Origin of the sequence: Escherichia sp. E2661 (genome assembly GCF_004745185.1) — a bacterium.
Classification (GTDB): Bacteria; Pseudomonadota; Gammaproteobacteria; order Enterobacterales; family Enterobacteriaceae; genus Escherichia.
In genome coordinates, this window is the sequence record NZ_PDIG01000004.1 from 1 (window position 1) to 22,745 (window position 22,745).

19 protein-coding genes and 4 pseudogenes are annotated in these 22,745 nt (G+C 53.9%); 17 read left to right on the forward strand and 6 right to left on the reverse strand.

From position 1 onward, the window contains the following. Window positions 1–179: 179 nt before the first annotated feature. From eutH to eutR, 7 genes and pseudogenes are all read left to right on the forward strand, one after another. Complete coding sequence (eutH, locus tag CRI63_RS02565) at window positions 180–1,406, forward strand: ethanolamine utilization protein EutH (protein ID WP_130260661.1); 1,227 nt, start codon at window positions 180–182, stop codon at window positions 1,404–1,406. Further along, on the forward strand, window positions 1,403–2,806 hold the full coding sequence (gene eutA, locus CRI63_RS02570) for an ethanolamine ammonia-lyase reactivating factor EutA (protein ID WP_135518413.1): 1,404 nt from the start codon (window positions 1,403–1,405) through the stop codon (window positions 2,804–2,806). The genes eutH and eutA overlap by 4 nt, the downstream gene beginning before the upstream one ends. An 11-nt stretch (window positions 2,807–2,817) precedes the next feature. Next, entirely contained in the window at window positions 2,818–4,179 is a 1,362-nt protein-coding gene (gene eutB, locus CRI63_RS02575) for an ethanolamine ammonia-lyase subunit alpha (RefSeq protein ID WP_000769975.1), read from the forward strand. Window positions 4,180–4,199: 20 nt separating this feature from the next. Further along, window positions 4,200–5,086: pseudogene (eutC, locus tag CRI63_RS02580) on the forward strand (ethanolamine ammonia-lyase subunit beta). A gap of 9 nt (window positions 5,087–5,095) precedes the next feature. Then, window positions 5,096–5,755, forward strand: a complete 660-nt coding sequence (gene eutL / locus CRI63_RS02585) for an ethanolamine utilization microcompartment protein EutL (RefSeq protein WP_001111027.1) — start codon at window positions 5,096–5,098, stop codon at window positions 5,753–5,755. A gap of 12 nt (window positions 5,756–5,767) precedes the next feature. Beyond that, window positions 5,768–6,268: an ethanolamine utilization microcompartment protein EutK gene (eutK, locus tag CRI63_RS02590; RefSeq protein WP_130207402.1), complete on the forward strand. Its 501-nt coding sequence runs from the start codon at window positions 5,768–5,770 to the stop codon at window positions 6,266–6,268. Between the two features lie 45 nt (window positions 6,269–6,313). Next, window positions 6,314–7,402, forward strand: a complete 1,089-nt coding sequence (gene eutR, locus CRI63_RS02595; protein WP_135518415.1) for an HTH-type transcriptional regulator EutR — start codon at window positions 6,314–6,316, stop codon at window positions 7,400–7,402. On the opposite strand, the gene hemF is transcribed toward eutR, so the two are convergent. Together hemF and amiA are read right to left on the reverse strand one after the other, a co-directional pair. After that, window positions 7,386–8,285, reverse strand: coding sequence for an oxygen-dependent coproporphyrinogen oxidase (gene hemF / locus CRI63_RS02600; protein WP_135518417.1), 900 nt, complete (start codon window positions 8,283–8,285; stop codon window positions 7,386–7,388). The genes eutR and hemF overlap by 17 nt on opposite strands. A gap of 3 nt (window positions 8,286–8,288) precedes the next feature. After that, the gene (amiA, locus tag CRI63_RS02605; protein WP_130207396.1) at window positions 8,289–9,158 is read right to left on the reverse strand and encodes an N-acetylmuramoyl-L-alanine amidase AmiA; all 870 of its coding nucleotides are present in this window, start codon (window positions 9,156–9,158) and stop codon (window positions 8,289–8,291) included. Between the two features lie 214 nt (window positions 9,159–9,372). Between amiA and CRI63_RS02610 the strand changes: the two genes are divergently transcribed. The 4 genes from CRI63_RS02610 to yfeX all read left to right on the forward strand — a co-directional run bounded on the left by CRI63_RS02610 (window position 9,373) and on the right by yfeX (window position 11,863). Next, window positions 9,373–9,798, forward strand: coding sequence for a GNAT family acetyltransferase (locus tag CRI63_RS02610; protein ID WP_000406000.1), 426 nt, complete (start codon window positions 9,373–9,375; stop codon window positions 9,796–9,798). Next, complete coding sequence (locus tag CRI63_RS02615) at window positions 9,785–10,234, forward strand: DUF2919 domain-containing protein (protein ID WP_135518419.1); 450 nt, start codon at window positions 9,785–9,787, stop codon at window positions 10,232–10,234. Before CRI63_RS02610 ends, CRI63_RS02615 begins: the two co-directional genes overlap by 14 nt. Before the next feature lie 61 nt (window positions 10,235–10,295). Continuing rightward, on the forward strand, window positions 10,296–10,868 hold the full coding sequence (locus CRI63_RS02620) for an RpoE-regulated lipoprotein (protein ID WP_130216836.1): 573 nt from the start codon (window positions 10,296–10,298) through the stop codon (window positions 10,866–10,868). Between the two features lie 95 nt (window positions 10,869–10,963). Then, a complete protein-coding gene (gene yfeX, locus CRI63_RS02625; RefSeq protein WP_000084590.1) occupies window positions 10,964–11,863 on the forward strand; it encodes a porphyrinogen peroxidase in 900 nt (299 codons plus the stop codon). Between the two features lie 238 nt (window positions 11,864–12,101). Here the strand turns inward: yfeX and pbp4b are convergent, their stop codons facing one another. From pbp4b to murQ, 3 genes and pseudogenes are all read right to left on the reverse strand, one after another. Next, entirely contained in the window at window positions 12,102–13,406 is a 1,305-nt protein-coding gene (gene pbp4b, locus CRI63_RS02630; protein WP_135518421.1) for a penicillin binding protein PBP4B, read from the reverse strand. Between the two features lie 2 nt (window positions 13,407–13,408). Then, window positions 13,409–14,833 carry a PTS N-acetylmuramic acid transporter subunit IIBC gene (gene murP / locus CRI63_RS02635; protein WP_135518423.1) on the reverse strand — a complete coding sequence of 475 codons (1,425 nt, stop codon included), beginning with the start codon at window positions 14,831–14,833 and terminating at the stop codon, window positions 13,409–13,411. 3 nt (window positions 14,834–14,836) lie between these two features. Beyond that, window positions 14,837–15,734: pseudogene (murQ, locus tag CRI63_RS02640) on the reverse strand (N-acetylmuramic acid 6-phosphate etherase). Window positions 15,735–15,963: 229 nt separating this feature from the next. Between murQ and ucpA the strand changes: the two are divergent. The 6 genes and pseudogenes from ucpA (at window position 15,964) to cysM (ending at window position 21,783) form a co-directional block, all read left to right on the forward strand. Then, window positions 15,964–16,755 (forward strand): SDR family oxidoreductase UcpA, encoded by a 792-nt coding sequence (gene ucpA / locus CRI63_RS02645; RefSeq protein WP_135518425.1) that lies wholly within the window; start codon window positions 15,964–15,966, stop codon window positions 16,753–16,755. A 170-nt stretch (window positions 16,756–16,925) separates the two neighbouring features. Beyond that, window positions 16,926–17,943 (forward strand): annotated as a pseudogene (cysP, locus tag CRI63_RS02650) (thiosulfate/sulfate ABC transporter substrate-binding protein CysP). Continuing rightward, on the forward strand, window positions 17,943–18,776 hold the full coding sequence (cysT, locus tag CRI63_RS02655; protein ID WP_135518427.1) for a sulfate/thiosulfate ABC transporter permease CysT: 834 nt from the start codon (window positions 17,943–17,945) through the stop codon (window positions 18,774–18,776). Before cysP ends, cysT begins: the two are co-directional and overlap by 1 nt. Next, window positions 18,776–19,651: a sulfate/thiosulfate ABC transporter permease CysW gene (gene cysW, locus CRI63_RS02660; protein WP_064526347.1), complete on the forward strand. Its 876-nt coding sequence runs from the start codon at window positions 18,776–18,778 to the stop codon at window positions 19,649–19,651. Before cysT ends, cysW begins: the two co-directional genes overlap by 1 nt. After that, window positions 19,641–20,738: a sulfate/thiosulfate ABC transporter ATP-binding protein CysA gene (gene cysA / locus CRI63_RS02665; protein ID WP_135518429.1), complete on the forward strand. Its 1,098-nt coding sequence runs from the start codon at window positions 19,641–19,643 to the stop codon at window positions 20,736–20,738. Before cysW ends, cysA begins: the two co-directional genes overlap by 11 nt. A 133-nt stretch (window positions 20,739–20,871) precedes the next feature. After that, entirely contained in the window at window positions 20,872–21,783 is a 912-nt protein-coding gene (cysM, locus tag CRI63_RS02670; protein ID WP_135518431.1) for a cysteine synthase CysM, read from the forward strand. 204 nt (window positions 21,784–21,987) lie between these two features. Here cysM and CRI63_RS02675 read toward each other — a convergent pair. Next, window positions 21,988–22,723: pseudogene (locus CRI63_RS02675) on the reverse strand (WGR domain-containing protein). Between the last annotated feature and the right edge of the window lie 22 nt (window positions 22,724–22,745).

The window sequence follows — 22,745 nt, forward strand, 5'->3', positions numbered from 1 at the left end:
GGGGGATTGCACATGTAGGGCGGATAAGGCGTTCACGCCGCATCCGCCAGTGGCGCGGTGCAAGTGCCGGATGCGACGCTTGTCGCGTCTTATCCGGTCTACAGGATTGCACATGTAGACCGGATAAGGCGTTTACGCCGCATCCGCCAATAAATAACAACTAACAGGGAGTAAAGGCGATGGGAATTAACGAAATCATCATGTACATCATGATGTTCTTTATGCTGATAGCTGCCGTAGACAGGATCCTGTCGCAGTTCGGCGGTTCTGCTCGTTTCCTCGGTAAGTTCGGTAAAAGTATCGAAGGATCCGGCGGCCAGTTCGAAGAAGGTTTTATGGCAATGGGCGCACTGGGCCTGGCGATGGTCGGTATGACCGCGCTGGCACCGGTACTGGCCCACGTACTCGGGCCGGTGATTATCCCGGTTTACGAAATGCTCGGCGCAAACCCGTCAATGTTCGCCGGAACGCTGCTGGCGTGCGATATGGGCGGCTTCTTCCTCGCCAAAGAGCTGGCGGGCGGTGATGTGGCAGCGTGGCTATACTCTGGGTTAATTCTCGGGTCGATGATGGGGCCAACGATTGTGTTTTCCATTCCGGTGGCGCTCGGCATTATCGAACCTTCTGACCGTCGTTATCTGGCGCTCGGCGTGCTGGCGGGCATTGTGACCATTCCAATTGGCTGTATCGCTGGTGGTCTGGTGGCTATGTATTCCGGCGTGCAAATCAACGGTCAGCCAGTGGAATTCACCTTCGCCCTGATCCTGATGAACATGATCCCGGTACTTATCGTCGCGGTACTGGTGGCGCTGGGGCTGAAATTCATCCCGGAAAAAATGATCAACGGCTTCCAGATCTTCGCCAAATTCCTCGTCGCATTGATCACCCTCGGTCTTGCTGCCGCGGTGGTGAAATTCCTGCTTGGCTGGGAACTGATCCCCGGTCTTGATCCGATCTTTATGGCCCCTGGTGATAAACCCGGTGAAGTGATGCGCGCCATTGAAGTTATCGGCTCTATCTCCTGCGTGCTGTTAGGGGCATATCCGATGGTGCTGTTGCTGACCCGCTGGTTTGAAAAACCGCTGATGAGCGTCGGTAAAGTGCTGAATATGAACAATATCGCGGCAGCTGGCATGGTGGCAACGCTTGCTAACAACATCCCGATGTTCGGCATGATGAAGCAGATGGATACCCGCGGCAAAGTCATCAACTGCGCCTTCGCCGTTTCCGCTGCTTTCGCCCTGGGCGACCACTTAGGCTTCGCCGCTGCCAACATGAACGCCATGATCTTCCCGATGATTGTCGGCAAATTGATCGGCGGCGTTACGGCGATTGGCGTGGCGATGATGCTGGTACCAAAAGAAGACGCGACTGCGGCTAAAGCCGAAGTGGAGGCGCAATCGTGAACACTCGCCAGCTACTAAGCGTCGGTATCGATATCGGCACCACCACCACCCAGGTGATCTTCTCCCGGCTGGAGCTGGTTAACCGTGCGGCGGTGTCGCAGGTGCCGCGCTACGAATTCATCAAACGCGAAATTAGCTGGCAAAGCCCGGTGTTCTTTACCCCTGTCGATAAACAGGGCGGATTAAAAGAAGCGGAACTGAAAACGCTGATTTTAGAGCAATATCAGGTCGCGGGCATTGCACCGGAAAGCGTTGATTCCGGGGCCATCATCATCACCGGCGAAAGTGCAAAAACCCGCAATGCTCGTCCGGCGGTGATGACGCTCTCCCAGTCGCTGGGCGATTTTGTGGTCGCCAGCGCCGGACCGCATCTCGAATCCGTGATTGCCGGTCACGGTGCCGGGGCGCAAACCCTCTCTGAACAACGGCTGTGTCGGGTACTGAATATCGATATCGGCGGCGGCACGGCGAACTACGCCCTGTTCGATGCCGGAAAAATCAGCGGCACTGCCTGCCTCAACGTTGGCGGTCGCCTGCTGGAAACCGACAGCCAGGGACGCGTGGTTTACGCCCATAAACCGGGGCAGATGATTGTGGATGAGTGTTTCGGCGCAGGCACTGACGCCCGTTCGCTGACTGGCGCGCAGCTGGTGCAGGTTACCCGGCGGATGGCGGAACTGATTGTCGAAGTGATTGACGGAACGCTCTCGCCGCTCGCGCAGGCATTGATGCAAACCGGTTTACTGCCCGCAGGTGTTACGCCCGAAATCATTACGCTTTCTGGCGGCGTGGGCGAATGTTATCGCCACCAGCCCGCCGATCCGTTCTGTTTTGCCGATATTGGCCCGCTGCTGGCAACGGCGCTGCATGACCATCCGCGCCTGCGTGAGATGAACGTGCAGTTTCCGGCGCAAACCGTGCGCGCCACGGTGATTGGCGCGGGCGCACATACTCTTTCGCTCTCTGGCAGCACAATCTGGCTGGAGGGCGTACAACTGCCGCTGCGTAATTTGCCGGTGGCGATCCCAATTGATGAAACGGATCTGGTGAGTGCCTGGCAACAGGCGCTGATTCAGCTGGATCTTGATCCCAAAACTGACGCGTACGTGCTGGCGCTTCCCGCCTCGCTGCCTGTGCGTTACGCCGCGGTACTGACGGTCATCAACGCGCTGGTCGATTTCGTCGCGCGTTTTCCGAATCCGCATCCCCTGCTGGTGGTGGCCGGGCAGGACTTTGGTAAAGCTCTGGGCATGTTGTTGCGCCCACAGCTACAACAACTCCCGTTGGCAGTCATTGACGAAGTGATTGTCCGCGCGGGGGACTATATCGACATTGGTACGCCTCTTTTTGGCGGATCGGTTGTGCCGGTGACGGTGAAATCACTCGCATTTCCTTCCTGAGGGAACGACTTATGAAACTAAAGACCACATTGTTCGGCAATGTATATCAGTTTAAGGATGTAAAAGAGGTGCTGGCTAAAGCCAACGAACTGCGTTCGGGGGATGTGCTGGCGGGCGTTGCAGCGGCAAGCTCACAGGAGCGCGTGGCGGCAAAGCAGGTGTTGTCGGAAATGACCGTAGCGGACATCCGCAATAATCCGGTGATTGCCTATGAAGATGACTGCGTCACGCGGCTGATTCAGGACGACGTCAACGAAACGGCCTACAACCAGATTAAAAACTGGAGCATCAGCGAGCTGCGTGAGTATGTGCTGAGCGACGAAACCAGCGTTGATGACATTGCCTTTACCCGCAAAGGGCTGACCTCGGAAGTGGTGGCGGCGGTAGCGAAGATTTGCTCCAACGCGGATCTGATCTACGGCGCGAAGAAAATGCCGGTTATCAAAAAGGCCAATACCACCATCGGTATTCCTGGCACCTTTAGCGCCCGTTTGCAGCCGAACGATACCCGTGACGACGTGCAAAGTATCGCCGCGCAAATCTACGAAGGGCTTTCCTTCGGGGTGGGCGATGCGGTGATTGGCGTCAACCCGGTAACGGACGACGTGGAAAACTTAAGCCGCGTGTTGGATACCATCTATGGCGTGATCGACAAATACAACATTCCGACCCAGGGCTGCGTGCTGGCGCACGTCACCACCCAGATTGAAGCAATTCGTCGCGGCGCGCCGGGCGGGCTGATCTTCCAGAGTATTTGCGGCAGCGAAAAAGGGCTGAAAGAGTTTGGCGTGGAACTTGCGATGCTCGACGAAGCGCGCGCAGTGGGCGCGGAGTTCAACCGTATCGCCGGGGAAAACTGCCTCTACTTCGAAACCGGGCAAGGTTCGGCGCTGTCCGCTGGCGCTAACTTCGGCGCAGACCAGGTGACGATGGAAGCGCGTAACTATGGGCTGGCGCGTCATTACGATCCGTTTATCGTCAACACCGTGGTCGGCTTTATTGGGCCGGAGTATCTCTACAACGACCGCCAGATTATCCGTGCGGGCTTAGAAGATCACTTTATGGGCAAGCTGAGCGGCATCTCTATGGGCTGTGACTGCTGCTACACCAACCACGCTGACGCTGACCAGAACCTCAACGAAAACCTGATGATCCTGCTCGCCACCGCAGGCTGCAACTACATCATGGGGATGCCGCTGGGCGATGACATCATGCTCAACTATCAGACCACCGCATTCCACGACACTGCCACTGTGCGTCAGTTACTGAATCTGCGCCCGTCACCGGAGTTTGAACGCTGGCTGGAAAGCATGGGCATTATGGCAAACGGTCGCCTGACCAAACGGGCGGGCGATCCGTCACTGTTCTTCTGATGACGCGGAGATAACACATCATGGATCAAAAACAGATTGAAGAAATTGTACGCAGCGTGATGGCGTCAATGGGACAAACGGCCCCCGCGCCGTCAGAAGCAAAGTGCGCCACTACCACCTGTGCGGCACCGGTGACCTCGGAAAGCTGCGCGCTGGATTTAGGTTCTGCGGAAGCAAAAGCGTGGATTGGTGTTGAAAACCCACATCGTGCGGATGTGTTAACAGAACTGCGTCGCAGCACCGTGGCCCGCGTTTGTACCGGTCGTGCTGGTCCGCGTCCGCGTACCCAGGCGTTGCTGCGTTTCCTGGCCGATCACTCTCGTTCGAAAGATACCGTACTGAAAGAAGTGCCGGAAGAGTGGGTGAAAGCCCAGGGCTTGCTGGAAGTGCGCTCTGAAATTAGCGACAAAATCTCTACCTGACTCGCCCGGATATGGGCCGCCGCCTGTGTGCAGAAGCTGTTGAAGCGCTGAAAGCACAGTGTGTCGCCAGTCCGGACGTACAGGTCGTTATTTCTGATGGCCTGTCAACTGATGCCATCACCGTGAACTACGAAGAGATCCTGCCGCCGCTGATGGCGGGCCTGAAACAGGCCGGGCTGAAAGTCGGCACGCCGTTCTTTGTGCGTTACGGTCGCGTGAAAATTGAAGATCAGATCGGTGAGATCCTCGGCGCGAAAGTGGTGATCCTGCTGGTGGGCGAACGCCCGGGGTTAGGACAGTCAGAAAGTCTTTCCTGCTACGCCGTCTACTCACCGCGTATGGCGACCACCGTTGAGGCCGATCGCACCTGTATCTCTAACATTCACCAGGGCGGCACGCCGCCAGTTGAAGCCGCAGCAGTTATTGTGGATTTGGCGAAACGTATGCTGGAGCAGAAAGCATCCGGCATCAACATGACCCGATAAGGAGGCATCATGCCAGCTTTAGATTTGATTCGACCGTCGGTCACCGCCATGCGGGTGATTGCCTCCGTTAACGCCGATTTTGCGCGTGAGCTGAAATTGCCGCCGCATATTCGTAGCCTCGGGCTGATTTCTGCCGACTCCGATGACGTCACCTACATTGCGGCTGACGAAGCGACCAAACAGGCGATGGTGGAAGTGGTGTATGGCCGCTCGCTGTATGCGGGAGCAGCACACGGCCCGTCACCGACTGCCGGTGAAGTGCTGATTATGCTGGGCGGGCCAAACCCGGCGGAAGTGCGTGCAGGTCTGGATGCGATGGTTGCGCATATTGAAAATGGCGCTGCTTTCCAGTGGGCTAATGACGCGCAAGATACGGCATTCCTGGCACATGTAGTTTCGCGTACTGGTTCTTATCTCTCTTCCACTGCGGGTATTACGCTTGGCGATCCGATGGCGTATCTCGTGGCGCCGCCGCTGGAAGCGACTTATGGCATTGATGCAGCGTTAAAATCTGCCGACGTACAGCTGGTGACTTATGTCCCGCCGCCGTCAGAAACCAACTATTCCGCCGCATTCTTAACGGGAAGCCAGGCGGCGTGTAAAGCGGCCTGTAATGCCTTTACCGATGCAGTGCTGGAAATCGCGCGGAATCCAATCCAGCGTGCGTAACGGAGGTTGCCGATGATCAATGCACTGGGATTGCTGGAAGTGGACGGCATGGTCGCCGCAATCGATGCGGCGGATGCGATGCTGAAAGCGGCCAACGTGCGCCTGCTCAGTCATGAAGTACTTGACCCTGGTAGGTTGACGCTGGTGGTGGAAGGCGATCTGGCGGCGTGTCGTGCGGCGCTGGATGCAGGTTGTGCTGCTGCGATGCGTACCGGGCGCGTCATTAGCCGCAAGGAGATCGGTCGGCCAGACGATGACACCCAGTGGCTGGTTACTGGCTTTAACCGCCAGCCGAAGCAAGCTGTAAAGGAACCCTGCGTGCCAGCTATCGTTGCGGAATCTGCTGACGAGTTGTTGGCGCTGTTAACATCAGTACGTCAGGGAATGACGGCAGGAGAAGTGGCAGCCCACTTTGGCTGGCCGCTGGAAAAAGCCAGAAATGCGCTCGAACAGCTCTTTTCTGCCGGGACGTTACGTAAACGCAGTAGTCGTTATCGTCTCAAGCCCCATTAATCTGTCGGAGGTGCCGGGTGTCATATAACACCCGGCATTAACATCATGAAAAAGCCCCGTACAGCTAATTTGCACCATCTTTATCATGACCCCTTATCCGAAAACCTGAAGCTTACGCCGAAGGTCGAAGTGGATAATGTTCATCAACGACAGACAACGGATGTCTATGAACATGCTTTGACGATTACCGCCTGGCAGCAGATTTACGATCAGCTGCATCCGGGCAAGTTTCATGGTGAATTTACGGAAATTCTGCTTGATGATATTCAGGTTTTCCGTGAATACACCGGTCTGGCACTGCGTCAGTCGTGCCTGGTCTGGCCGAACTCTTTCTGGTTTGGTATGCCGGCGACACGCGGCGAACAGGGATTTATCGGCTCACAATGCCTGGGAAGCGCGGAAATTGCCACGCGCCCTGGCGGCACCGAGTTTGAACTGAGTACACCGGATGATTATACGATCCTTGGCGTAGTGCTTTCTGAAGATGTCATTACCCGGCAGGCTAACTTTTTGCATAACCCGGAAAGGGTGCTGCATATGTTACGTAACCAGTCGGCGCTGGAAGTGAAAGAGCAGCATAAAGCCGCGCTGTGGGGCTTTGTCCAACAGGCGTTGGCGACATTTTGCGAGAACCCGGAGAATCTTCATCAGCCTGCGGTGCGTAAAGTGCTGGGGGATAATTTGCTGATGGCGATGGGGGCGATGCTGGAAGAAGCGCAGCCAATGATGACGGCGGAAAGCATCAGTCATCAGAGTTACCGACGTTTGCTTTCCCGCGCCCGTGAATATGTGCTGGAAAATATGTCTGAGCCGGTGACGGTTCTGGACTTATGTAATCAACTGCATGTCAGCCGCCGCACGCTACAAAACGCGTTTCACGCTATTTTAGGCATTGGCCCGAACGCGTGGCTGAAACGCATTCGCCTGAATGCCGTACGCCGCGAACTGATAAGCCCGTGGTCGCAAAGTATGACGGTAAAAGACGCCGCCATGCAGTGGGGATTCTGGCATCTGGGGCAATTTGCCACGGATTATCAGCAACTGTTTGCCGAGAAGCCGTCACTGACGCTGCATCAGCGGATGCAGGAGTTGGGATGCAGGAGTTGGGATGAGGGAGTTACACCCAATCCCTGACCTTAATAAACTCACTCAACGCCGCTTCCGGGCTGCCTGCTTCTGGCTGATAATCGTACTCCCAGCGTACCAGTGGCGGCATCGACATCAAAATAGACTCGGTGCGCCCGCCGGTTTGTAAGCCAAACAGCGTCCCGCGATCCCATACCAGGTTGAACTCGACATAGCGCCCGCGGCGGTACAACTGGAAATTGCGCTCGCGTTCGCCGTATTCCATTGCTTTACGCCGTTCAACAATCGGTAAATAAGCGTCGGTGTAGCCTTTGCCTACCGCCTGCATAAAGGCAAAACAGTGGTCGAAATCTGGCGTGTTCAGATCATCAAAGAACAGCCCGCCAATACCGCGCTGTTCGTTGCGATGTTTGAGGTAGAAGTATTCGTCGCACCACTTTTTGTAACGGGGATAAACGTCTTCACCAAATGGCAGGCACAGGTCACGGGCGGTGCGATGCCAGTGAATGGCGTCTTCTTCAAAACCATAGAATGGGGTTAAGTCGAAGCCGCCGCCAAACCACCAGACGGGATCGGCACCCGGTTTTTCGGCAATAAAAAACCGCACATTCGCGTGGCTGGTGGGAATGTACGGATTATGCGGATGCACTACCAGCGATACGCCCATCGCCTCGAAACTGCGCCCGGCAAGTTCCGGGCGATGAGCGGTCGCGGAAGCGGGCATCGCGTTGCCGTGGACGTGAGAAAAGTTGACGCCCGCCTGTTCGAAAACACCACCATTACGCAACACCCGACTACGTCCGCCGCCACCAGCTTCACGTTGCCAGCTATCTTCGACAAACTCTGCGCCATCTACGGCGGCCAGTTGCTGGCAAATTGTATCCTGAAGGTCGAGGAGGAACTGTCTAACCAGGTGTGCGTCGGGTTTCATAACTTACCGCTTTTTCGAGTGTGCTTTCTGGTTATCAAACCAGTGGAAATAACTGATCACGCCTTCAGCAATCGCTGTGGCGATTTTCTGACGAAACGCCGCCGTGCCTAATAGCCGTTCTTCTTCCGGGTTGGTGATAAACGAAGTTTCCACCAGCACCGAAGGAACCGACGGTGATTTCAACACCACAAATGCCGCTTGTTCGGTGTTGCGGCTGTGCAGTTTATGCACCGGCTTAATCTTCTTCAGAATATGCGAACCGAGCGTCAGACTATTTTTAATGGTATCTGTTTGCACCAGATCAAACAGCACTTGTTGCAATAGGTGATCCCTGTCGGTCGCCTTTTTCCCGGCAACTTCATCAGCACGGTTTTCGCGTTCGGACAAATATTTTGCCATCGCGCTACTTGCGCCACGGTTAGAGAGGGCAAAGACCGATGCACCGGCAGCTTTCGGGTTGGTAAAGCCGTCGGCGTGAATTGACATAAACAGGTCTGCGCCATGTTTATGGGCGATTTCAACGCGATCGTACAGTGGAATAAAGGTATCGCCAGAACGCGTCAGCCGCGCATCAATGCCATGATTGCGCAAAATTGAACGGACGTTTTTGGCAATCGCCAGCACCACGTGTTTTTCTTTTGACCCGTTGCGGCCAATTGCCCCGGTATCAATCCCGCCGTGGCCTGGATCGAGAACGACTATCCGCTTGCCCCCGGCTTTTTTGGCTTTCGGCTTAGTGTGTCCGTTGCTGGTTTTTAAAGGTTCTTCTTTGGCGATGGCTTGTGACATTCCTGACAACGTCAGGGCAGCCAATCCGGCTTTCAGCACCTGGCGGCGCGAAGTGAGTGTTTTTAGTGGTTTAAAAGTGCTCATACGGCCTGAGTTGTAATAATGAAGTTCCAGATGTTATATCGTATCGCGTAATCCGTTACGACGGTTTGCTGGTGAGAATTGTTTTACTTTTCATTTCAATAAATGACAACGCGTCATTATGCCACTTTTTTCAACCGATTTTCGTCAGATATTGGCTAATTCGGTCGTTCACGCCATAATCACCCTTTTAACCCCCAAAAAGGTAACTCATACCATGGAGATACGCGTATTTCGCCAGGAAGATTTCGAAGAGGTCATCACCCTTTGGGAGCGTTGCGACTTGCTGCGTCCGTGGAACGATCCGGAAATGGACATCGAACGCAAGATGAACCATGACGTCAGTTTGTTCCTGGTCGCGGAAGTGAATGGTGAAGTGGTGGGAACGGTGATGGGCGGTTATGACGGGCATCGTGGGTCTGCTTATTATCTTGGCGTGCATCCGGAGTTTCGCGGGCGCGGCATTGCTAACGCGTTGCTTAATCGGCTGGAGAAAAAGCTCATTGCCCGCGGTTGCCCGAAAATTCAGATCAACGTGCCGGAAGACAACGACATGGTGCTCGGAATGTACGAACGCCTGGGATATGAACACGCTGATGTGCTGAGTCTGGGTAAGCGTTTGATTGAAGATGAAGAGTACTGAGTTTCATCCTGTCCATTATGATGCGCACGGACGCCTGCGTTTACCTTTTCTCTTCTGGCTTGTGCTACTGCTTCAGGCGCGAACCTGGGGGCTGTTTGTGATTGCCGGTGCGTCGCGTGAGCAGGGTACTGCGCTGCTGAATCTGTTTTATCCCGATCACGATAATTTCTGGCTGGGGTTAATTCCCGGCATTCCAGCAGTGCTGGCGTTTTTGCTGAGTGGTCGGCGGGTTACGTTTCCCCGTATCTGGCATGGGCTCTATTTTCTGTTGCTGTTGGCGCAAGTTGTTTTACTTTGCTGGCAACCGTGGCTGTGGCTGAACGGCGAATCGGTTAGCGGAATCAGTCTGGCGCTGGTAGTGGCGGATATTGTGGCGTTAATCTGGCTGCTGACCAATCGACGTTTACGCGCTTGTTTTGTGGTTGAGAAAGAATAACGGCACTTTTTTTGCAAATTTGCACTCCAAGCAACGTTATTGAATAACCAAAGGAAGTGAGATGAAATCGCTGCGTTTAATGTTATGCGCTATGCCGTTGATGCTGACCGGCTGTTCCACGATGTCGTCAGTTAACTGGTCTGCCGCGAATCCGTGGAACTGGTTTGGGTCGTCCACCAAAGTGAGCGAGCAGGGCGTGGGTGAATTAACGGCGTCCACACCATTACAAGAACAAGCTATTGCCGATGCGCTTGATGGTGATTATCGCCTGCGCAGCGGAATGAAAACCGCTAACGGTAATGTAGTGCGCTTTTTTGAAGTGATGAAAGGCGACAGCGTGGCGATGGTCATCAATGGTGATCAAGGTACAATCAGCCGCATTGACGTTTCAGATAGTGATATTCCTGCGGACACCGGTGTTAAAATCGGTACACCGTTTAGCGACCTTTACAGCAAAGCATTTGGCAATTGCCAAAAAGCAGATGGTGATGATCGTGCTGTCGAATGTAAAGCTGAAGGCAGTCAACATATTAGCTACCAGTTCAGCGGTGAATGGAGTGGTCCTGAAGGGTTAATGCCTTCGGACGATACCTTGAAAAACTGGAAAGTCAGTAAAATTATCTGGCGACGTTAATTTGCGTCTGAGCAAACCGCTAATCACAAAAAACACGTAAAATAGCGCCCAACAATGCCACGGATTGCGTGGCATTATTATTTTCAGGAGGAACAATGTCTCAGGTTCAGAGTGGCATTTTGCCAGAACATTGCCGCGCGGCGATTTGGATCGAAGCCAACGTAAAAGGGGAAGTTGATGCCCTGCGTGCGGCCAGTAAAACATTTGCCGATAAACTGGCGACTTTTGAAGCGAAATTCCCGGACGCACATCTTGGTGCAGTCGTTGCCTTTGGTAACAACACCTGGCGTGCTCTGAGCGGCGGCGTTGGTGCCGAAGAGCTGAAAGATTTTCCGGGCTACGGCAAAGGTCTTGCGCCGACCACTCAGTTCGATGTGTTAATCCACATTCTTTCTCTGCGTCATGATGTAAACTTTTCTGTCGCCCAGGCGGCGATGGAAGCCTTTGGTGACTGCATTGAAGTGAAAGAAGAGATCCACGGCTTCCGTTGGGTTGAAGAGCGTGACCTGAGCGGCTTTGTTGACGGCACAGAAAACCCGGCGGGTGAAGAGACGCGTCGCGAAGTGGCGGTTATCAAAGACGGCGTGGATGCAGGCGGCAGCTATGTGTTTGTGCAGCGTTGGGAGCACAACCTGAAGCAACTCAACCGTATGAGCGTTCACGATCAGGAAATGATGATCGGCCGTACCAAAGAAGCCAACGAAGAGATTGATGGCGACGAACGTCCGGAAACCTCTCACCTGACCCGTGTTGATCTGAAAGAAGATGGCAAAGGACTGAAGATTGTTCGCCAGAGCCTGCCGTACGGCACCGCCAGTGGCACTCACGGTCTGTACTTCTGCGCCTACTGTGCGCGTCTGCATAACATTGAGCAGCAATTGCTGAGCATGTTTGGTGATACCGATGGTAAGCGTGATGCGATGTTGCGTTTCACCAAACCGGTAACCGGCGGCTATTACTTCGCGCCGTCGCTGGACAAGCTGATGGCGCTGTAAGCGTTTCTGATTCGATGATTAAAGGCCAGCCAATAGCATTACTGACTGGCTTCAGATTGTTGATAAAGTGCGCGTTGTACACGCCGGATGCGACGTAAACGTCTTATCCGGCCTACAAATCGTGCGAATTCAATACATTGCAGGGGCCGCGTAGGCCTGATAAGCGTAGCGCATCAGGCAGTTTTGCGTTTGTCAGCAGTCGCAGGTCAGCCAGTAACACAACTGACTGGCCTTTTTATTACTTTTGCTTCAACGCCGCATACACCTGATCAACTACCCAACCATAAGTTGCAATCGGTAACTGACCGCTTTCGAACATATTGGGATTTTTTTGTGGATCGACAACTGGCGAATGGGGCTTGTTGCTTAACATCACAATCGCCATATGATTGACCGGATCGATAACGGTTACCGTCCCTGTCCAGCCAGTGTGACCGTAGGTTTGCGGGCTTGCCAGCGTGCCAAACGTCGGCGTCATGGTGGCATTACCATTCACGCGCCAGCCAAGGCCAAAAGTGGCGTCTTCCTTTGAGCTGGTGGTGAACATCTTCACCGTTTCCGCACTGAACAGCTTCACATCGCCATAGCCACCGCCGTTCAGCATCGTTTGCATTAACACCGCAATATCGCCGGTATTGGAAAACAAGCCTGCGTGTCCGGAAACGCCGCCCATCGAATAGAACGCTTTTTCATCGTGCACCTGACCCCAGAGAGTGGAGGTGCGGATATTCGGAAAGTGGATCACGCCATCGCGGGTATTGCCGTTCAGTTCCGTCGCGGCAATTTGCAGCGGTTTAAAGCCTTTCAGCAGCGGGTTAAATACCGTATGTGTCAGGCCGAGCGGGCGATAAATCGACTCTTCAACATAGCGGTCAAGCGGCTGGCCAGTAACTGACTCGACGATAAATCCAAGCAACATATAATCGACATCACTGTAAATATGCTTGCTGCCGGGCTGATACTCTAGCGGCGTGCGCTTGATCATCTCCAGCGTCTGGCCTTTATCCTGGGAATATAACGCGCCCGCGACCGCTTTATTCGGATATTGTGGGTCCGCCGGGAAACCGCCGCTGTGATGCAGCAGATCAGAAATCCGCAGCGTGTTTTTGCCTTTGATGGTGTCATTTGGACTGTCGGCAAACCCTGGAATATATTTCGCAATCAGATCGTCGGGATGCAGTTTGCCTTCGCTCATCAGCTTTTGCAGAGCGAAGTTAGTGGCGTACATTTTGGTATTTGAGGCCAGGTCATACAGCGTCTCGGTGGTGGCTTTTACAGGCTGCGCCATCAACACGCTGCCATCGTACTTTTTCGCCATCCCCCAGGCTTTGCGATACACAATCTGATTATCTTTAATAATCAGTAGGTTTACGCCGGGATAACCGGCATCAACTTGCTGGTTAATCCAGCGATACATCTGGTTAAGCCGTTCGACATTGAACCCTGCTTTCTCTGGCGAACTTTCTGTCAGAACAGGGTATTTTGCGGCGCTGACGCTACAGCTGACAGCCAGCAGAGAAAGATAGAGCATTGTCCGTTTCATAATCAGTCCAGATTGACGTTACGGCAGCCAAAGAACGTGGTGAAAATAAACCCACTAACCCATGCCACCAGAATCCCGCCAGCATATACCGCCATTGCCGGAAGGATACCTTGAGCGGAAGTCATCAGCGGCAGCGCTACCAGGCCAGACGGCCCGAAAGCGCTGTTTAAGCCCATTGGCAGACCCCACCAGGCTATCAGCCCGATAAACAAACCGCCCGCCGCGCCGCCTAAACAGGCGGTAACAAACGGTTTCATGCGGGGCAGGGTGACACCGTAAATCAGCGGTTCACCAACGCCCAGCAGGCCGGGAATAATCGCCCCGCGTACCTGACTGCGTAATGCGCTATGCGGTTGCGCCCGCCAGTAGAGCGCCAACGCCGCGCCCACCTGGCCCGCGCCCGCCATCGAAAGGATGGGAAATAAGCTGTTGAACCCCTGACTGTCCATTAAAGCCAGATAAACAGGAATGAAGCCCTGATGCACGCCAAACACCACGGCGATCAGGAACAGCCCGGCTAAAACCGCACAACCGAGCGGATTACTGTTCAGGTGCATAAACAACCACGACATGCCTTCAAACAGCCAGCCGCCCAGCGGCATAATGATCAGGTACGCAAGCGTAGCGGTGATCAACAGAGTGATTAACGAGGTCAGCAGCATGTCGAGATCGTCCGGCATAAAGCGGCGCACCATGCCTTCAATGCGGGCGCAGGCCCAGGCGGCAATCAACACGCCGATAATATTGCCGCGCGGATCGATGGGCAGACCGAAGAAATCGTGAAATCCGGCGTAGTAACCAGTGGTGGCAGCAGGGTTATAACCGAGCAAAAAGAGCGCGGCGATAATTGCGCCATTGACGCCCGTGCCGCCGAACGCCTGGGCCGCGTTATAGCCCACCAGAATTACCAGGAAGGTGAACAAGCCTTTGCTGAACACCTTCATAAAATTCAGCGCGTCGGGCAGCGTTCCCTGAGCATCTGCCGGAACGTGCATCACCGTGGCGATTAGCGTCGCTATCCCCAGCAACAGACCCGCAGCAATAAAACCGGGGATCAGCGGCGTAAAGATGGTGGCGAATTTGGCGAGAAATTGTTGCACGCCGGAAGTTTGTCTGGCTTTTAACTGGCGTTTATTCAGGGCTGCGATTTCCGCGGCATCCTGTATCGGTGCTTCGCCCAGCAACTCGCTCATGGCTTTTGCGGCACGATGCGCTTTGCCTGGCCCAAAAACCACCTGCACCTGATCGCTGGTCAAAATGACGCCCTTTACGCCTTCCAGGGTTTTGATATCGGGATCAACCAGTGAACTGTCATGTACACCCAGACGCAGACGCGTCATACAGTTACCACAGCTGGCGATGTTTCCCGGGCCGCCGACCCGGGTAAGAATGGTGTTCAGAAGTTCACTGCTGATCTCTTTAGCCATGGGTTATTCCTTTTCCAGAGCTTTGCGAATAAAGCCGCCGTGTTGATCCAGGCGTTTTTTTAGCTTCTGCGGCATCGAGATTTTTCAGCACCATCACAATAGCCGTTTTACAGTGGCGGTCGCAGGCAACCAATGCCGCTTCCGCTTGCTCAGCGCTACATCCGGTGGCGTTTTTGACGATATTGACCTGGCGTACATGCAGTTTTTCATTGGTGGCGACCACATCAACCATCAGGTTACCGAATACTTTGCCTGACTTAATCATCAGCCCGGTGGAGAGCATGTTGAGCACCAGTTTCTGCGCCGTGCCTGCTTTCATTCGCGAAGAACCGGTAACCACTTCAGCCCCGACGACTGGCGTAATGGCAAACTCTGCGGTAGTTGAAACGGCGCTCCCCGGATTACAGGAAATTCCCACTGTGCGGCAACCGAGCTGGCGGGCGTATTCCAGTCCGGCAATCACATACGGCGTACGACCGCTGGCGGCAATACCGACCACCACATCCTGTGCCGTTAAATTAATATTTTTCAGATCGTTAACGCCGCCTTCCCGGCTATCTTCCGCGCCTTCCACCGCGTGCTGAATGGCATATTCGCCGCCAGCAATCAAACCAACTACCAGGCCCGGTTTCACGCCGTAGGTCGGCGGACATTCACTGGCATCAAGAATACCCAGACGACCAGAGGTCCCCGCACCGATGTAAATCAGACGGCCGCCGCCGCTCACCTGGGCGTGAATAACATCGATCGCCGCTGCAATATCCGGCAGTACGCGCTCAACGGCGAGTGGTACGGTTTTATCTTCATCGTTGATAATCCGGCACATTTCCAGCGTCGAAACGCGGTCAATTTCAGCCGAGGCGGCATTCGAGCCTTCGGTAATCATCTTTTCAAGTTGCATATACAATCACCTTAAATATTTGCCTTCGAATAATTTCATCTGGAGTGAATCATATCTCCCTGCCTGATTATGTACAGCAGTGAATGTGTACAATGACAGCGTTGTGGTTATGGAAGATTTTACTTAAGATTTTCCTGAATTTAGATCCACTACTCAGCATTGATCTGTCATTCAGGTATGGTAAGGACAATAGAGCGTAATGCTCTGTATTCAAAAGGAGAAACTTGAAATGGGTAAACTCACGGGCAAGACAGCACTGATTACAGGCGCATTGCAGGGAATTGGCGAAGGAATTGCCAGAACTTTTGCACGTCATGGCGCGAACCTAATCTTGCTGGATATCTCCCCTGAGATCGAAAAGCTGGCGGACGAACTGTGTGGTCGTGGTCATCGCTGTACGGCGGTTGTCGCCGATGTGCGTGACCCGGCGTCGGTAGCCGCTGCTATCAAGCGCGCGAAGGAAAAAGAAGGGCGCATTGATATCCTGGTGAATAACGCAGGCGTTTGTCGTCTGGGCAGTTTCCTCGATATGAACGATGACGATCGCGATTTCCATATTGATATCAATATTAAAGGCGTATGGAACGTCACAAAGGCGGTGCTGCCGGAGATGATTGCCCGCAAAGATGGCCGCATTGTGATGATGTCTTCGGTCACTGGCGATATGGTGGCCGATCCTGGCGAAACGGCGTATGCCTTAACGAAAGCGGCGATTGTTGGCCTGACTAAATCGCTGGCGGTGGAGTACGCGCAGTCTGGTATTCGCGTTAACGCCATCTGCCCGGGATACGTCCGCACGCCAATGGCGGAAAGCATTGCCCGCCAGTCGAACCCGGAAGATCCAGAATCGGTGCTGACTGAAATGGCAAAAGCAATCCCGATGCGTCGCCTCGCCGATCCGCTGGAAGTCGGCGAACTCGCGGCCTTCCTCGCATCCGATGAATCCAGCTATTTAACCGGTACACAGAATGTGATCGATGGCGGCAGCACGTTGCCGGAGACGGTTAGCGTCGGTATCTGATTCACCTCTGTTTCCTCCCTGCATGTGTGGGGAGGATTTCGTTTTGAACCCGGTTCTTATTCCCTTTTCAACTTCCAAATCACCAAACGGTATATAAAACCGTTACTCCTTTCACGTCCGTTATAAATATGATGGCTATTAGAAAGTCATTAAATTTATAAGGGTGCGCAATGGCCGTTAACTTACTGAAAAAGAACTCACTCGCGCTGGTCGCTTCTCTGCTGCTGGCGGGCCATGTACAGGCAACGGAACTGCTGAACAGTTCTTATGACGTCTCCCGCGAGCTGTTTGCCGCCCTGAACCCGCCGTTTGAACAGCAATGGGCCAAAGATAACGGCGGCGACAAACTGACGATAAAACAATCTCATGCCGGGTCATCAAAACAGGCGCTGGCAATTTTGCAGGGCTTAAAAGCCGACGTTGTCACTTATAACCAGGTGACTGACGTACAAATCCTGCACGATAAAGGCAAGCTGATCCCGGCGGACTGGCAGTCGCGCCTGCCGAATAATAGCTCGCCGTTCTACTCCACCATGGGCTTCCTGGTGCGTAAGGGTAACCCGAAGAATATCCACGACTGGAACGATCTGGTGCGCTCCGACGTGAAGCTGATTTTCCCGAACCCGAAAACCTCCGGTAACGCGCGTTACACCTATTTAGCCGCGTGGGGTGCAGCGGATAAAGCCGACGGTGGCGATAAAGCCAAAACCGAACAGTTTATGACTCAGTTCCTGAAAAAACGTTGAAGTGTTCGATACCGGCGGTCGTGGCGCGACCACCACTTTTGCCGAGCGTGGCCTGGGCGATGTGCTGATTAGCTTTGAATCGGAAGTGAACAATATCCGTAAACAGTATGAAGCGCAGGGCTTCGAAGTGGTGATTCCGAAAACCAACATTCTGGCGGAATTCCCGGTGGCGTGGGTCGATAAGAACGTGCAGGCCAACGGTACGGAAAAAGCCGCCAAAGCCTACCTGAACTGGCTCTACAGCCCGCAGGCGCAAACCATCATCACCGACTATTACTACCGCGTGAATAACCCGGAAGTCATGGACAAACTGAAAGATAAATTCCCGCAGACCGAATTGTTCCGCGTGGAAGACAAATTTGGCTCCTGGCCGGAAGTGATGAAAACCCACTTCACCAGCGGCGGCGAGTTAGACAAGCTGTTAGCGGCGGGGCGTAAGTAATGTTTGCAGTTTCTTCAAGACGCGTGCTGCCGGGCTTTACCTTAAGCCTTGGCACCAGTCTGCTGTTTGTGTGCCTGATATTGCTACTGCCGCTCTCCGCGCTGGTGATGCAGCTTTCTGAGATGAGCTGGGTGCAGTACTGGGAGGTGATCACCAATCCGCAGGTGGTCGCGGCCTACAAAGTGACGCTGCTGTCGGCGTTTGTCGCATCGATTTTTAACGGCGTTTTCGGTCTGCTGATGGCGTGGATCTTAACCCGTTATCGCTTCCCTGGCCGCACGCTGCTGGATGCGCTGATGGATTTGCCGTTTGCGCTGCCAACGGCGGTCGCTGGTCTGACGCTGGCCTCGCTCTTTTCCGTAAACGGTTTTTACGGCGAGTGGCTGGCGAAATTTGATATCAAAGTCACCTACACCTGGCTTGGGATTGCGGTGGCGATGGCCTTTACCAGCATTCCGTTTGTGGTGCGTACCGTGCAGCCGGTGCTGGAAGAGTTAGGCCCGGAATATGAAGAAGCGGCGGAAACGCTCGGCGCAACGCGCTGGCAGAGTTTCTGCAAAGTGGTGCTGCCGGAACTTTCTCCGGCGCTGGTGGCAGGCGTGGCGCTGTCGTTTACCCGTAGTCTTGGTGAGTTTGGCGCGGTGATATTTATCGCCGGGAACATCGCCTGGAAAACAGAAGTGACGTCGCTGATGATTTTCGTTCGCTTACAGGAGTTTGATTACCCGGCGGCGAGCGCGATTGCCTCGGTGATCCTCGCGGCATCCCTGCTGCTGCTGTTCTCAATTAACACTCTGCAAAGTCGCTTTGGTCGGCGTGTGGTAGGTCATTAATGGCGGAAGTGACACAGTTGAAGCGTTATGACGCGCGCCCGATTAACTGGGGCAAATGGTTTCTGATTGGCATCGGGATGCTGGTTTCGGCGTTCATCCTGCTGGTGCCGATGATTTACATCTTCGTACAGGCATTCAGCAAAGGGTTGATGCCGGTTTTACAGAATCTGGCCGATCCAGACATGCTGCACGCCATCTGGCTAACGGTGATGATTGCGCTGATTGCCGTGCCGGTGAACCTGGTGTTCGGCATCCTGCTGGCCTGGCTGGTGACACGTTTTGATTTTCCTGGGCGTCAGTTGCTGCTGACGCTGCTGGATATCCCGTTTGCCGTCTCTCCGGTGGTCGCAGGCCTGGTGTATCTGCTGTTCTACGGCTCTAACGGCCCGCTGGGCGGCTGGCTGGATGAACATAATCTGCAAATTATGTTCTCCTGGCCGGGAATGGTGCTGGTCACTATCTTCGTCACCTGCCCGTTTGTGGTGCGCGAGTTGGTGCCGGTGATGTTAAGCCAGGGCAGCCAGGAAGACGAAGCGGCGATTTTGCTTGGCGCGTCTGGCTGGCAGATGTTCCGTCGCGTCACATTGCCGAATATTCGCTGGGCGCTGCTTTATGGCGTGGTGCTGACCAACGCCCGCGCGATTGGCGAGTTTGGCGCAGTGTCGGTGGTTTCCGGCTCGATTCGCGGCGAAACACTTTCGCTGCCGTTACAGATTGAATTGTTGGAGCAGGACTACAACACCGTCGGCTCCTTTACCGCTGCTGCGCTGTTGACGCTGATGGCGATTATCACCCTGTTTTTAAAGAGTATGTTGCAGTGGCGCCTGGAGAATCAGGAAAAACGCGCGCAGCAGGAGGAACATCATGAGCATTGAGATTTCCAATATTAAGAAGTCTTTTGGTCGCACCCAGGTGCTGAACGATATCTCACTGGATATTCCTTCAGGTCAGATGGTCGCGTTGCTGGGGCCGTCTGGTTCCGGGAAAACCACGCTGCTGCGCATTATTGCCGGGCTGGAGCATCAAACCAGTGGGCATATTCGCTTCCATGGCACCGACGTCAGCCGTCTGCACGCGCGGGACCGTAAAGTGGGGTTCGTGTTCCAGCATTACGCGTTGTTCCGCCATATGACGGTGTTCGACAATATCGCTTTTGGCCTGACGGTGCTGCCGCGTCGCGAGCGCCCGAATGCCGCAGCCATCAAAGCGAAAGTGACAAAATTGCTGGAGATGGTGCAGCTTGCCCATCTGGCGGATCGTTATCCGGCGCAGCTTTCCGGCGGGCAGAAACAGCGCGTGGCGCTGGCGCGTGCGCTTGCCGTGGAACCGCAAATTCTGCTGCTCGATGAACCGTTTGGCGCGCTGGATGCGCAGGTGCGTAAAGAACTGCGTCGCTGGCTGCGTCAACTGCATGAAGAACTGAAATTCACCAGCGTGTTCGTGACCCACGACCAGGAAGAAGCGATGGAAGTCGCCAACCGCGTGGTGGTGATGAGTCAGGGCAATATCGAACAGGCCGATGAACCGGATCAGGTCTGGCGCGAACCGGCGACCCGTTTTGTGCTCGAATTTATGGGCGAAGTAAACCGCCTGCAGGGAACCATTCGCGGCGGGCAGTTCCACGTTGGCGCACATCGCTGGCCGCTGGGGTATACACCTGCGTATCAGGGGCCGGTGGATCTCTTCCTGCGCCCGTGGGAAGTGGATATCAGCCGCCGCACCAGCCTTGAATCGCCACTGCCGGTCCAGGTGCTGGAAGCCAGCCCGAAAGGCCACTACACCCAATTAGTTGTGCAGCCGCTGGGGTGGTATGAAGATCCGCTCACCGTGGTAATGCGTGGCGATGATGCGCCAGTGCGCGGCGATCGTTTGTTCGTCGGGCTGCAACATGCGCGGCTGTATAACGGTGACGAGCGTATTGAAACCCGCGATGAGGAACTTGCTCTCGCACAAAGCGCCTGATAGGTTGAGTGAATGTTAAACGCCCGGAGGCGCTTCCCGCGATCCGGGCTTTTTAATGGCAAGGTTTGTAACCTGTAGGCCTGATAAGACGCGCAAGCGTCGCATCAGGCAACACCACGTATGGACAGAGATCGTGAGTACATTAGAACAAACAATTGGCAATACGCCTCTGGTGAAGTTGCAGCGAATGGGGCCGAATAACGGCAGTGAAGTCTGGTTGAAACTGGAAGGCAATAACCCGGCAGGCTCGGTGAAAGATCGTGCGGCGCTATCGATGATCGCCGAGGCGGAAAAGCGCGGGGAAATTAAACCGGGTGATGTGTTAATCGAAGCCACCAGTGGTAACACTGGCATTGCGCTGGCGATGATTGCCGCGCTAAAAGGCTATCGCATGAAATTGCTGATGCCGGACAACATGAGCCAGGAACGCCGTGCGGCGATGCGTGCTTACGGCGCGGAACTGATTCTGGTTACCAAAGAACAGGGTATGGAAGGGGCGCGCGATCTGGCGCTTGAAATGGCGAATCGTGGTGAAGGCAAGCTGCTCGATCAGTTCAATAATCCCGATAACCCTTATGCGCATTACACCACCACCGGGCCGGAAATCTGGCAGCAAACCGGCGGGCGCATCACTCATTTTGTCTCCAGCATGGGGACGACCGGCACCATTACCGGCGTGTCACGGTTTATGCGCGAGCAATCCAGTACTGTGACGATTGTTGGCCTGCAACCGGAAGAGGGCAGCAGCATTCCCGGCATCCGCCGCTGGCCTGCGGAATATCTGCCGGGGATTTTCAACGCTTCGCTGGTGGATGAGGTGCTGGATATTCATCAGCGCGATGCAGAAAACACCATGCGCGAACTGGCAGTGCGGGAAGGAATATTCTGTGGCGTCAGCTCCGGCGGCGCGGTTGCCGGAGCACTGCGGGTGGCAAAAGCTAACCCCGGTGCGGTGGTGGTAGCGATCATCTGCGATCGTGGCGATCGCTACCTTTCTACCGGGGTATTCGGGGAAGAGCACTTTAGCCAGGGGGCGGGGATTTAAGGATTAATAGCATTGGAGACTGATGACAAACGCAAAACTGCCTGATGCGCTCCGCTTATCAGGCCTACAAGGTTTCTGCAATATATTGAATTAGCAACATTTTTTATACCGGATAAGCCGTTTACGCCGCATCCGGTATAAACAAAGCGCTCTTTGTCAATAATCTGATTTGTCGGCGGTTGTTACTGCCGACAAATGCAGTATTTAATTTTCGTGAGGAAAAGCAGTAAGGTCATCAATCATTTTTTGAAGTATTGGTGAGTCCTGACCGTCACCCCATTGAAGAATTTTTGCGGTAAGCTGATGACGCTCTAGTGCATTGAGTCCCATCTTTTTAAGTTTATGGGAGATTTTACCCATGACTTTGATCTGACCGAATGCAGTCGCGTAGGTAATCATATTGCTCTGGATAGTGCTCATTTCATCGGCTAGTAATTGCGCACGAACATCCTCTTCAAGAATACTGTCCATAGCGATGTATTTCATACCCCACACAGTTTCAATTAACATTTGAGGGAAATCAGCACAGTCCAGATCCGGCTTTTTACGGAGGCTATTTTCAAGTTCGTTTAGAGCATCAGCACCTTCATCGCTACCAAAAGGAGATTCTTCATCCCAGCAAGACATATAAAGTGGATCAGTAAAATGGCACTGGAAGTTTGGGTGTGACGTTTTTAAGATGTAACCCAATCTCTTCATCATCAAAATAGCAGCGATCCATGAAGTTAAAGTTTGGATCTTCTTGATAGCCTTTCTTCATTTTTGCGGCAATCAATTTACTGGCTTCTTTCAGACACTGTTCTTCATTATCGAACTCTTTTGTCTGGAATTTACCAATACTACCTACCTTGCCATAGTTGACCGCTAAACTATCCCCTTCGTAATCTATCCACCAAAATTTATTCGATTTTTCATCGTGATAAATAAAGCATTTTTTCATGTTACCTCCTGTAAATGCCTTA